This is a genomic window from Streptomyces sp. NPDC057616 (genome assembly GCF_042800575.1).
In the GTDB taxonomy this organism is placed as follows: Bacteria; Actinomycetota; Actinomycetes; order Streptomycetales; family Streptomycetaceae; genus Streptomyces.
In genome coordinates this window covers 15,289-28,168 of record NZ_JBHVGU010000031.1, presented here as the reverse complement: position 1 = coordinate 28,168, position 12,880 = coordinate 15,289, and the positions used below count along the sequence as shown (strand labels likewise).

Annotated in this window: 7 protein-coding genes; 6 read left to right on the top strand and 1 reads right to left on the bottom strand. The window is 73.4% G+C overall.

Annotated elements, in window-relative coordinates; genetic code table 11:
* Positions 1-3,849: hypothetical protein (locus ACFU97_RS32470; RefSeq protein WP_384263958.1), on the top strand; the 3,849-nt coding region annotated here is incomplete at its 5' end.
* Between the two features lie 81 nt (positions 3,850-3,930).
* Here the strand turns inward: ACFU97_RS32470 and ACFU97_RS32465 are convergent.
* Positions 3,931-4,413, bottom strand: a complete 483-nt coding sequence (locus ACFU97_RS32465; protein ID WP_384264052.1) for a hypothetical protein — start codon at positions 4,411-4,413, stop codon at positions 3,931-3,933.
* Between the two features lie 413 nt (positions 4,414-4,826).
* On the opposite strand from ACFU97_RS32465, the gene ACFU97_RS32460 reads away from it, so the two are divergent.
* From ACFU97_RS32460 to ACFU97_RS32440, 5 genes are read left to right on the top strand one after another with little or no spacing between them, the layout of a single operon-like run.
* On the top strand, positions 4,827-7,754 hold the full coding sequence (locus ACFU97_RS32460) for a nitrate- and nitrite sensing domain-containing protein (protein ID WP_384263956.1): 2,928 nt from the start codon (positions 4,827-4,829) through the stop codon (positions 7,752-7,754).
* Complete coding sequence (locus ACFU97_RS32455; RefSeq protein ID WP_384263955.1) at positions 7,751-8,188, top strand: roadblock/LC7 domain-containing protein; 438 nt, start codon at positions 7,751-7,753, stop codon at positions 8,186-8,188. The genes ACFU97_RS32460 and ACFU97_RS32455 overlap by 4 nt, the downstream gene beginning before the upstream one ends.
* A gap of 9 nt (positions 8,189-8,197) precedes the next feature.
* Entirely contained in the window at positions 8,198-8,593 is a 396-nt protein-coding gene (locus ACFU97_RS32450; RefSeq protein ID WP_384263953.1) for a DUF742 domain-containing protein, read from the top strand.
* Positions 8,594-8,617: 24 nt separating this feature from the next.
* On the top strand, positions 8,618-12,247 hold the full coding sequence (locus ACFU97_RS32445; RefSeq protein WP_384263951.1) for a hydantoinase B/oxoprolinase family protein: 3,630 nt from the start codon (positions 8,618-8,620) through the stop codon (positions 12,245-12,247).
* Complete coding sequence (locus ACFU97_RS32440; RefSeq protein ID WP_384263949.1) at positions 12,228-12,833, top strand: ATP/GTP-binding protein; 606 nt, start codon at positions 12,228-12,230, stop codon at positions 12,831-12,833. The genes ACFU97_RS32445 and ACFU97_RS32440 overlap by 20 nt, the downstream gene beginning before the upstream one ends.
* The last annotated feature ends 47 nt before the right edge of the window (positions 12,834-12,880 follow it).

Sequence of the window (12,880 nt, the reverse complement as noted above, 5' to 3'; positions counted from 1 at the left end):
GTGACCGACACCCGGGACACCGACGGGCTCGCCGACCTGGTCAGCGGCTTCGGCAACAAGCTCGGCCGCCGCGCCGAGCTGATCGCCGAACGGGACTTCACCGCCGGGTCGGTGGACCTTCTCGGGCGGATCGTCGAGGCCGCCGAGGCCCGCGCACGCGCTCGTGACGTCCACACCGGCGCCGAGCGCCGCACGCGCTCCCTGGCCCGCCGGCTGTCCGCCCGGGGCGTGCAGGAGCGGATGCGGGCGGCCGACCTGGCCCAGCGCGTCACGGCGGCCGCGTACGCGGTCACCCACTCCGAGGGTGCCCGGGAGCGCAGCGCGCTCATCTCCGCCGAACTCGCCTACCGCAACGCCTCCTTGGCGCTCGGTGCCGCCGAGAAGTCCGCCGCCGCGCAGAAGCGCGAGCTGGCCGACGCGCGCACCCTGCACTCCGCGTGGCAGGCCGCCGAGGCGGTGCTGCGCCACCGGGCCGCCGCCGACCGCGCCGCGCGCGTGGCCGCCGCGATCCAGGAGGCCGAGCGCGACGCCGCCCCCGCGCTCGCCGCCCGCGCCAGGGCCGCCGTGGATCTCGTACGGGCCCTGCACGCGGCGGCGGAGAGCGCCGAGAGCCTCGCCAACCAGGAGGAGGAGCGGTCCGCCGCCCTCCAGGAGGTCGGCGAGGCCGCCTACCGCGACTCGACCGCCGCCGCCACGGAGGCGCAGCGCGCCCGCAGCGAGGTCGGGCACCTGCGGCAGCGTCTCACCGAGGTCGAGCAGGAGACCGCCGAGGCGGTGCGCGCGGGATGGCTCGACGACAGCGCCCCCGACGCCGACCCGGCCCGCGCCGCCCTCGCGGCCAGCGACGCCGAGAAGACCGCGGTCGCCGCCTGGGACACGGCTCGGGAGGCGTCGCGCAGGGCCGGCGAGCACGCGCGCGAGGCCGCTTCGGCGGAATCCCGCGCGGAGTTGACGGCGGCTCGTGCGGCGGACGCGGCCACGGCGGCCCGGCGGTCCTACGACGCCGAGCGGCGCACCGCCGAGTCGCTGGCCGCGGAGGAGCGGCTGGCGGAACTGCTGAACGTCACCGCGGGCGACGCACGCCCCGCGGTCCCGCGCCCCAGGGACGCGGCGGACGGCGACGAGCCCGCCCTCACCCCCGAGGAGCTCGACCGCTTCGCCGACGAACTGCGCGAGCTGCTCGACGACTCGGTCTCCTCCGCCGAGCGGCAGCTCTTCGAGCTGCGCACCGCCGCGGCCGACGACTCCCGCATCCTCGGCGCGCTCGGCGACGGCGGACTGCTGCCGCCCGGCCCGGACGTACTGGCCACCGTCGAGTTCCTCGGCGAGCACGGCATCCCGGCGCTGCCCGGCTGGCGCTACCTCGCCCAGGCCGTGGACCCGGCCGACCACGCGCGCGTGCTGGCCGCCCGTCCCGAACTCGTCGACGGCGTGATCATCACCGACCCCGACACGCACAGCCGCGCCCGCGAGGCCCTCGGCGACGCGGCGCTGCTCCCGCGGTCCGCCGTGGCCGTCGGCACGGCCGCCGCCCTGCTCGCACCCACCCCAGCCACGGAATCGGACGACGGCGGCGTCTTCCTCGTACCGCCGAACCCCGCCATGCACGACGAGCACGCCGCCGACGAGGAGCGGCAGGCGCTGCGCGCGCGGGCGGCCGAGCGGGACGAGGAGATCAGGACGCTCGCCGCGCGCCTCGGCAAGGACCGCGAACTGGCGGCACGCCTCGCCTCCTGGCGCGCCGGCTGCCCGGCCGGGCAGCTCGTCGAACTGGCCCGGGCCGCGCACGACGCGCGCGCCTTCGCCGAGGAGTCCGAGGCCGAGCTGGCCGAGGCGCGAGCGGTCCGGGCCGAGGCCGACGAGAGCGCCGCCGAGGCGGCGCAGGTGCGCGACGAGCGTCAGGAGACCGCGCAGAAGGCCCGGCGCTCGGCCGACGCCCTCGCCGGGCTCGCCTTCCGGCTGCGCGAGCGGGCCGGCTGGCAGGTCAAGGTGCGTGAACTGGCCGACGAGGGCGCCGAGTCGGAGGCCCGCGCCCAGGCCTGTCTGGAGCGCGCCCGCGCCGCGGACGAGGACCGGCGCGGCGCCCAGCGGGCCGCCGACGACGCCCGCCGCACGGCACGCGCCCTGCGCGCCGAGCGCGCGGAGATCGCGGGCGCTCCCGACGACGTACCGGAGGCCGAGGGGTCCGACCCGAAGGCGTCGCTGCCCGCCCTCCGCGAGGCGTACCGTGCGGCGTCCCAGGTCTACGAGAAGGTCGGCGTCGGCGCCGACCTGCGGGCCGAGCAGGCGCGCGCGGAGAGCGACGAGAGCGCCGCCCGCGCCGAGCTGGACCGGCTCAGCAACAAGGTCCGCACCCGCGCGGAACAGCTGCTGCAGTCGCCGGACGGCTCCGACGGACCGTCCCGGCAGGCCGCCGCCGCGCGCGCCGAGGAGCTGGTGCAGCTCCTGGAGACCCGGATGTCGACCGCGAGCGAGCAGCTCGGGCGGCTGCGCGGCGAGGCCGAGCGGCACGCGCCCGAGGACGGCGAGGCGCACACCGAGCTGCCGGAGGAGCAGCAGCCGCGCGACGCGGAGCACGCACAGGCGCTGCTGCGTACGGCGACGGCCGAACTCGCCACCCGCACCGAGGCGTTGAGCGAGGCCCGGGAGGCGCACGCCGAACTCCTCGACGCCCACCGGGCGGCCGAGGACGCCGCCGGGGGCTTCGACGAGATCGCCGCGATGCTCCGCGACCTGCTGCGCGAACACTTCGCCGACGAGGAGCAGGAGGAGCCGGACCCGTACCCCGGCACCTTGGAGGAGGCCCGGCACGCCGCTGCGGAGGCACGCCGCTCCCTGCGCGGCTGCGCCGCCGACCTCTCGGCCGCCGAGGCCGCCGTGCGCGAGGCCTGCGACGTCCTGGTGCGGCACGCCAACTCCACGCGCTACGAGCAGGTCCGCACCCCGGCGCGGCAGCAGATCCGCGAGCTGCCCGCCTCCTCGCTGCCCGAGCACGCCCAGAAGTGGGCGGACGCCTTCGCGCCCCGGCTGCGCGTCCTGAGCGACGAGTTGGCCCAGCTGGAGCGGAACAGGGACTCCATCGTGGACCGGCTGCGCGGGCTCGTGGAGTCGGCACTGGCGACGCTGCGCTCCGCCCAGCGGCTCTCCCGGCTGCCCGAGGGGCTGGGCGAGTGGTCCGGGCAGGAGTTCCTGCGTATCCGGTTCGAGGAGCCCGACCAGGCCACGCTCACCGAGCGGCTCGGCGAGGTCATCGACGAGGCCACCCGGGCGGCCGTCAAGAAGAACTCCGATCTGCGGCGCGACGGCATGTCGCTGCTGCTGCGGGGTGTGGGCGCGGCCCTGCAGCCCAAGGGCGTCGCCGTCGAGATCCTCAAGCCGGACGCCGTGCTGCGCGCCGAGCGGGTGCCGGTCGGGCAGATGGGTGACGTGTTCTCGGGCGGCCAGCTGCTCACCGCCGCCATCGCGCTGTACTGCACGATGGCCGCGCTCCGCTCCAACGACCGCGGCCGCGACAAGCACCGTCACGCCGGCACGCTGTTCCTCGACAACCCCATCGGCCGCGCCAACGCCACCTACCTGCTGGAGCTCCAGCGGGCCGTGTCCGACGCACTGGGCGTCCAGCTGCTCTACACCACCGGCCTGTTCGACACGACAGCGCTGGCGGAGTTCCCGCTGGTCATCCGGTTGCGCAACGACGCGGACCTGCGGGCCGGGCTGAAGTACATCAGCGTCGAGGAGCACCTCCGGCCCGGCCTGCCGCAGCAGACCCCGGCCGGGGACGCCGACGCGGTACACAGCGAGATCACGGCGACCCGGATGTTCAAGCGGCCGGCCCCCAGCGCCCCGTGAGGAACACGGCCCACCTCCACCCGGGAGCGGCACGGCTCAAAACCGCCCTCTGAGCGGCTCCCGGGACAGTGGCCGGACGGCTCAGGGATGCGACAGCTGGCCGGTGCCGCCGCGCCTGCGTATGCGCTCCTGGGCCCGCTCGGTGGCCCTGGCCTGCCGCCGGGCCCGGCGGCGTTCGCGGCGCAGCGCCCGCGCCGTGCTGCTCGGATCCGAGACCACGCCGTAACGCTGGTTCCACACCTGGCGGGTCACCCAGATGTCGAGCGCCGCCCAGGTGGCCACCACGGTGCCGGCTATGCTGCTGATGACCATCGGGAAGGCCAGCCAGGACCCGGCCATGGTGCAGAAGAAGGCCACCATCGCCTGGATCATCGTCACGGCGATGATGATCACCGCACGCACCGCCGACGTCCGCACCGGGTCGGGCATCCGCCGTCGGCGTGCCGGCTCCTCCACCCACAAGGCCCGGCGCTCGTCCACCGGAATGTCGCGATCAGGTGCCTCGGGCCCTCGCCGCACCGCCATACCGTCCCCGGGCGCCAAGCGCCGCTCCGCCGTGCCCATCACCGTGTCACTCCCCACCGCCGCAGACTGCTCGTCCGTACCCGCTGGCACGTCCTCCCCAGTGGCTGCCCGGCTTGCGTTGTTTTACGCCGCCCAAGTGCCGGAGGCTGCTCAAGCAGCTGATTCCGCGCATCTCCCGTAGAGAGGACGAACGAGGCGTCCTGAAGATTCCCAACGAGCGTAAATTTCAGGCCAATCCGCAGGACGGGCCGGTCGGACGAGTTTCAACGGCCGTGGCGGATCGGGGAGGCAATCTCCCCCAATGAACGGACAACTCCGCATGTCTCGTCGCGCGCGCGGAAGTTCAGCTTCCGGACGGCTCTTCGAGTTGGCCATGTGTCGGTAGTAGGCTCGCGCCGTTTGTTGACGTACATGTGTACCCCCGGTCGTAGGGGGTCGAGCTGGGGGAGGCCATGCGCTTTCGCGGGAAGTCGATCCGCCGGAAGATCGTGGCGCTGCTTCTCGTGCCGCTGGTGTCCCTCACCGCGATCTGGGGCTTCGCCACGGTACTGACGGGACGTGAGGCACAAGACCTGTTCAATGTGTCGGACGTGGTGGAGAAGGTCGGGTATCCGATCGAGGACACCGTCCGCGTGCTGCAGCAGGAACGCCGCCAGACTCTCGTCTACCTCGCCGATCCGCGGGCCTCCGACGGACTCGCCGACCTCAGGCGCAGCCGCACCGCCACGGACGAGGCCGTCGCCAAGATCCGCACGAACGCCAAGAACCCCGATGTGCGCGACGCGCTGGGGGAGGGCACGGACGAGCACCTGACCAGCGTCCTGGAGGCGTTCGACGGCATCGACGCCCTGCGCCGCAGCGTCGAGGACGGCACCGTCGACCGCGCCCAGGCCCTCGACCTCTACAACCGCCTGGTCGACCCCTGCTACGTGCTGCTCGGCAATCTCCACGTCGTCGACAACGTCGAGATGGACAAGCAGTACCGCGCCCTCGTCAACCTCGCCCGGGCCCGCGAACTGCTCTCCCGCGAGGACGCCCTGCTCGGCTCCTCACTGATCGTCGGCCGGCTCACCCGCACGGAGAGCCGCGACGTCAGCGACCTCGTGGCCCAGCGCAGCCTGATGTACGACGTCAACCTGCCGCTGCTGCCCTCGTCGGAGCGCGACCGCTACGAGGAGTTCTGGAAGAACGCCGCCACGGCGCCGCTGCGCGTGGCCGAGCAGTCCGCCACCACCGCGACCAACGGCCGGGCCGGCGAGGTCACCGCGCAGGGCTGGGACACCGCCGCCGGGAACGTGCTCGACAAGCTCGGCACCCTCAACGACCAGGCGAGCGACCGCTATCAGGACCGCGTCCGCCCCGTCGCGATGGGCGTCATCGCCAAGGCGGCCGTCGCCGGCGTGCTCGGCCTGGTCGCGGTGCTGCTCTCGCTCTTCCTGTCCGTACGCGTCGGCCGCACGCTCATCCGTGACCTGCGGCAGCTGCGGCTGGAGGCCCACGAGGCGTCCGGCGTCCGGCTGCCCAGCGTCATGCGCCGCCTGTCCGCGGGCGAACAGGTCGACGTGGAGACCGAGGCCCCGCGCCTGGAGTACGACAAGAACGAGATCGGCGAGGTCGGCCAGGCCCTCAACACCCTTCAGCGCGCGGCCGTCGAGGCAGCCGTCAAGCAGGCCGAACTGCGCGCCGGGGTGTCCGAGGTGTTCGTCAACCTCGCACGGCGCAGCCAGGTCCTCCTGCACAAGCAGCTCACGCTGCTCGACACCATGGAGCGCCGGACCGAGGACACCGACGAACTCGCCGACCTGTTCCGCCTCGACCACCTGACCACCCGCATGCGGCGGCACGCCGAGGGCCTCGTGATCCTCTCCGGCGCCGCACCGTCCCGGCAGTGGCGCAAGCCCGTGCAGCTCATGGACGTCGTCCGGGCCGCCGTCGCGGAGGTCGAGGACTACGAGCGCATCGAGGTCCGCCGTCTGCCGCGGATCGCCGTCACCGGTCCCGCCGTCGCCGACCTCACCCACCTCGTGGCCGAACTGCTGGAGAACGCCACGGTGTTCTCCCCGCCGCACACGGCCGTGCAGGTGCTGGGGGAGCGGGTCGCCAACGGCTTCACCCTGGAGATCCACGACCGAGGCCTCGGTATGGCCGCCGACGCCCTCCTGGACGCCAACCTCCGGCTCGCCGAGACGCCGGAGTTCGAGCTGTCCGACACCGACCGGCTCGGCCTGTTCGTGGTCAGCCGGCTCGCCCAGCGGCAGAACGTGCGGGTCTCCCTCCAGCCGTCGCCGTACGGCGGCACCACCGCGGTCGTCTTCGTCCCCGACGCGCTGCTGACGGACGACGTCCCGGACACCAACGGCATCGGCTTCCGCCTCGACCGCCCCCACCCCTCCAAGGAGGCCGAGCTCGAGGAGAGCCGCCGCACCTCGCTCTCCCAGATGCCCGTGCAGCTTCCCGGCCTGCCCGCCGCCCTGCTGGACGGACCCGTGGAACTGGAGGCTCCGGTCGATCTCGACGCCGTCGAGGACTTCCCGGGCGCTCTCGGCGACGAGGACAGCGAGCGCGGCGGCATCTTCCGCCCCCGCCGCTCCATCGCCCTCGCCGACGACACGGCGGCCGGCCACGGCGACGGTCCGCTCCCCGGCCACCCCGACGCCCAGGAACCGGCCCGCTTCGACACCGGCGACGACGTCGGCGAGCCGGTCCCGCTGACCCGCCGCCGCCCGCCCAAGCTGATCAGCTCGCACGGACGCCCGGTCACCGAGCAGCGCTCACGGCGCGAGGGCGCCGGCGATGAGCCGCCGGCCGGCCCGGGCCGCCCCGGGCCGGAGGCCGCCGCGCCACTGCCGCAACGCCGCCGCGGCGACGGACCGCAGGTGGGCACGGGCCCGGTCCGGTCCGACCAGGACACGGCGCCACCCCTGCCGACCCGCCGGCGCGGCGCCTCACCACTGCGCCCCGGCGCGGCCGGACCCGACCGGTCCGCCGACCCCGCAACTTCGGCACCCGAGCGGCCGAGCGGCGGCGAGGTCGCGCAGCCTCCCGCTCTCCCCGCACGCAGCCGGCCCGCCGCCATCGCATCGCGCGGCAATGACCCCGCCGCCGGGCGCCCCGGCACCGCACCGCAGGACACCGGTCCCGGCAACGGCCCGCTGCCCCGGCGCGTACGGCAGGCGAACCTGGCTCCCCAGCTCAAGCAGAGCGAACGGCGGCCCGCGCAGGACAGCGCGCCGCCGGCCGAGCGGGACGCCGACGAGGTACGCAGCCGGATGGCCTCGCTCCAGCGCGGCTGGCAGCGTGGCCGTAACGAGAATGCCGCGGGTGACAGCGCCCACAGCGGCACAGCACCACAAGGAACGACAGAGGGGGACGGTCGATGACCGCACCGAAGGCGACCGGCCACACCGAGACCAGCAGGTCGGGGGAGCTCAACTGGCTTCTGGACGACCTGGTGGACCGGGTCGCGAGCATCCGCAAGGCCGTCGTGCTCTCCAGCGACGGCCTGGCGACCGGCGTGTCCAAGGACCTGACCCGCGAGGACAGCGAGCACCTCGCCGCCGTGGCCTCCGGCTTCCACAGTCTCGCCAAGGGAGTGGGCCGCCACTTCGAGGCGGGCAGCGTCCGGCAGACGGTCGTCGAGCTGGACGAGGCCTTCCTCTTCGTCACGGCCGCCGGCGACGGCAGCTGCCTGGCCGTCCTCTCGGACGCCGACTCGGACGTCGGCCAGGTGGCGTACGAGATGACGCTCCTGGTCAAGCGGGTCGGCGTGCATCTGGGGGCCGCTCCGCGCACCGATCTGCCCGCAGGCGGGTAGTGAGATGTCATGAGCGCTGACGGTCAGGGAAGAAGCCACTGGTTCGACGACGAGGCCGGACCGGTGGTCCGTCCGTACGCCATGACGGGTGGCCGGACCACCAGTGCGGGTCAGCACCGTCTCGACCTGATCGCGGTGGTCCTCACCGAGCCCCAGGCGGACGACCCGGACGCCGACTCCTCGCTGTCCCCGGAGCACGTGGACATCGTCGGTCTGTGCCGTGACACCCCTCAGTCGGTCGCCGAACTCGCCGCAGAACTCGATCTGCCCGTCGGAGTGGTGCGGGTCCTCGTCGGGGATCTCGTCGCCCGTGAATTCGTCCATGTCACGCGGCCCGTACCCCCCGCCGAACTGCCGGACGAGAGTATTCTGCGCGACGTGATCAACGGCCTCCGGGCACTGTGAGCGGTGCGGAAGCGGGGTACGGACGTGGCAGGTTGGCAGTTCTGGGTCGATCGGGGCGGCACCTTCACCGACATCGTCGCGCGACGCCCCGACGGCCGCCTGCTCACCCACAAGCTGCTGTCGGACAACCCGGCGCGGTACTCCGACGCGGCCGTCGCGGGCGTCCGCGAACTGCTCGACGGCTCCCCGGAATCCATCGAGGCCGTCCGCATGGGGACGACGGTCGCCACCAACGCGCTCCTGGAACGCAAGGGCGAGCGCACCCTGCTGGTCGTCACCCGCGGCTTCCGTGACGCCCTGCGCATCGCCTACCAGAACCGCCCCCAGATCTTCGCCCGCCGCATCGAACTCCCCTCCCTGCTGCACGAGCGGGTCGTGGAGGTCGACGAACGCATCGCCGCCGACGGCACCGTCCTGCGCGCCCCCGACCTCGACGCCCTCGCCGGCCCGCTGAGGGACGCGTACGAGGACGGCATCCGCGCCGTCGCCGTCGTCTGCATGCACAGCCATCTGCACCCCGCCCACGAGCAGGCCGTGGGCGAGCTGGCCGCCCGCCTCGGCTTCCCGCAGATCTCGCTGTCCAGCGAGGTCAGCCCGCTGATGAAGCTCGTGCCGCGCGGGGACACCGCGGTCGTCGACGCCTACCTCTCGCCCGTGCTGCGCCGCTACGTCCAGCACGTCGCCGACGAACTGCGGGGCGTCCGGCTGATGTTCATGCAGTCCAACGGCGGGCTCGCCGAAGCCGGCCAGTTCCGCGGCAAGGACGCCATCCTCTCCGGGCCGGCCGGAGGCATCGTCGGCATGGCCCGGATGTCGCAGCTGGCCGGATTCGACCGCGTCATCGGCTTCGACATGGGCGGCACCTCCACCGACGTCTCGCACTTCGCGGGTGAGTACGAACGCGTCTTCACCACGCAGATCGCCGGCGTCCGGTTGCGCGCGCCCATGCTGGACATCCACACCGTCGCGGCCGGCGGCGGCTCGGTCCTGCACTTCGACGGCACCCGCTACCGCGTAGGCCCGGACTCGGCGGGCGCGGACCCGGGGCCCGCCTGCTACCGCGGTGGCGGCCCGCTCGCCGTCACCGACGCCAACGTCATGCTCGGCCGCATCCAACCCGCCCACTTCCCCAAGGTGTTCGGCCCCGAGGGCGACCAGCCGCTCGACGCGGCGCTCGTCCGCGACCGGTTCACCGCCCTCGCCGGCGAGATCCGCACGCGCACCGGGGACGACCGCACGCCCGAGCAGGTGGCCGAGGGATACCTGCAGATCGCCGTCGCCAACATCGCCAACGCCGTCAAGCGGATCTCCGTCCAGAAGGGCCACGACGTCACCCGCTACGCCCTCACCACGTTCGGTGGCGCGGGCGGCCAGCACGCGTGCATGGTGGCCGACTCGCTCGGCATCCGCACCGTGCTCGTGCCGCCGATGGCCGGTGTCCTGTCCGCGCTCGGCATCGGCCTCGCCGACACCACCGCCATGCGCGAGCAGTCCGTCGAGGCACCGCTGGAGCAGGCGTCCATGCCCGCGGTCCTGAAGACCGCCGACGACCTGGAGCAGGCGGCCCGCTCGGAACTCCTCGCCGAGGACGTGGCCGAGGACCACATCCAGGTCACCCGCCGCGCGCAGCTGCGCTACGACGGCACCGACACCACCCTCACCGTCGAACTGACCGAGCCCGGCACGATGAGCCGCGCCTTCGAAGAACGTCATCGCGCCACGTACTCCTTCACGCTAGACCGCCCGATCGTCGTCGAAGCCCTCTCCGTCGAAGCCACCGGCATCACGGAACCCCCCGATCTCTCCGCCCTCGCCCCCTACGAAGCCGCCCGCGAGGGCGGCTCGGCCACGCCGGAGACGGTCCGCCTCCACACCGGCGGCTCCTGGCGCGACGTGCCCCTGCACCGCCGTGAGGACCTTCCCCCCGGCGACACCGTCACCGGCCCCGCGATCATCACCGAGGCCAGTGCGACGACCGTCGTCGACGACGGCTGGCAGGCCGTGGCCCGCGACGACGGGCATCTGCTCATGGAACGCGCGGCGATTACGGAGAGTTCCGATCTCGGCACAGAAGCGGACCCGGTTCTGCTGGAGGTCTTCAACAACCTCTTCATGTCGATCGCCGAACAGATGGGCGCGCGGCTGGAGTCGACGGCCCAGTCCGTCAACATCAAGGAGCGCCTCGACTTCTCGTGCGCCCTCTTCGACCCGGACGGGAACCTGGTGGCCAACGCGCCGCACATCCCCGTCCACCTGGGCTCGATGGGCACGAGCGTCAAGGAGGTCATCCGGCGCCGCGGCACCTCGATGCGGCCCGGCGACACCTACGCCGTCAACGACCCCTACCACGGCGGCACCCACCTGCCCGACGTCACCGTGATCACCCCGGTGTTCGACACGGAGGGTGACCGGATCCTCTTCTACGTCGCCTCCCGCGGCCACCACGCCGAGATCGGCGGCATCGCCCCCGGCTCCATGCCGGCCAACAGCCGCACCATCGAGGAAGAGGGCATCCTCTTCGACAACTGGCTGCTGGCCGAGCACGGCCGCTTCCGCGAGCAGGAGACCCTGCGCCTGCTCACCGAGGCGCGCCACCCCTCCCGCAACCCGAAGACCAACCTGGCCGACCTGCGCGCCCAGATCGCCGCCAACCGCAAGGGCGTCGACGAAGTCGCCCGCATGATCGACGACTTCGGTCTCGACGTGGTCCAGGCGTACATGAAGCACGTCCAGGACAACGCCGAGGAAGCCGTGCGCCGGGTCGTCGACGCCCTCGACGACGGCGAGTACTCCTACGAGACCGACGCGGGCGCCCACATCCGGGTACGCGTGCGCGTGGACCGCGAGAAGCGGTCCGCGACCGTCGACTTCACCGGCACCTCCGCCCAGCTGGCGAGCAACTTCAACGCCCCCTTCGCGGTGGTCAACGCGGCCGTCCTGTACGTCTTCCGCACCCTCGTCGCCGACGACATCCCGCTCAACGACGGCTGTCTGCGCCCTCTGGACATCGTCGTACCGGCCGGTTCCATGCTGGCGCCCGAGCCGCCGGCCGCCGTGGTCGCGGGCAACGTCGAGACCTCCCAGGCCATCACCGGGGCCCTCTACGCCGCGCTCGGCGTCCAGGCCGAGGGCTCCGGGACGATGAACAACGTCACCTTCGGCAACGAGCGGCACCAGTACTACGAGACGGTCGCCTCAGGCTCCGGCGCGGGCGACGGCTTCCCCGGTGCGCCCGTCGTCCAGACCCACATGACCAACTCGCGGCTGACCGACCCCGAGGTGCTGGAGTGGCGGCTGCCCGTGCACCTCGACGAGTTCGCCGTGCGCCCGGGCAGCGGCGGCGCCGGACGGTGGGCCGGCGGGGACGGTGCGGTGCGCCGCATCCGCTTCCACGAGCCCATGACGGTCTCCACGCTGTCCCAGCACCGCAGGGTCCCGCCGTACGGCATGGCGGGCGGCGAGCCCGGCGCGCTGGGCGCCAACCGGGTGGAGCGCGCGGACGGCACGGTCACCGCGCTCGGCGGCAGCGACTTCGCCGACGTCGGCCCCGGCGACGTACTCGTCATCGAAACCCCCGGCGGCGGAGGCTACGGCCCGCCGTCGTCCCATCCCCATCAAGCAGGAGAAGAGATCGATGATCTTCGGGCGTTCTGAGCGCGGGAAGCCTCCGGTCGAGCCCGTCACGCTCAAGATCCTGGTGGCCGGCGGCTTCGGCGTGGGCAAGACCACGCTGGTCGGCGCGGTCAGCGAGATCAGGCCGCTGCGCACCGAGGAACTGCTCACCGAGGCGGGGCGCCCCATCGACGACACGAGCGGCGTCGAGGGCAAGCACACGACCACGGTGGCCATGGACTTCGGCCGCATCACGCTCCGCGAGGACCTCGTGCTGTACCTGTTCGGCACGCCGGGGCAGGAGCGGTTCTGGTTCATGTGGGACGAGCTCTCCGAGGGCGCGCTCGGTGCCGTCGTGCTCGCCGACACCCGCCGCCTGGAGGACTGCTTCGCCGCGGTCGACTACTTCGAGCGGCGCTCCATACCGTTCGTCGTCGGCGTCAACTGCTTCGAGGGCGCGTCCCGCTACCCCGAGGACGCCGTCCGCCAGGCCCTCGACCTGGACGACGACGTACCGCTGCTGCTGTGCGACGCCCGGGACCGGGAGTCCGTCAAGCAGGTCCTGATCGGCGTCGTCCAGCACGCGATGGCGCAGGCGGCGGAGCGCCGCCAGACCGTCACCACCTGAGGCGCGCGCACGGCCCGTACCCCCGCCGACCGGGGTACGGGCCGCGG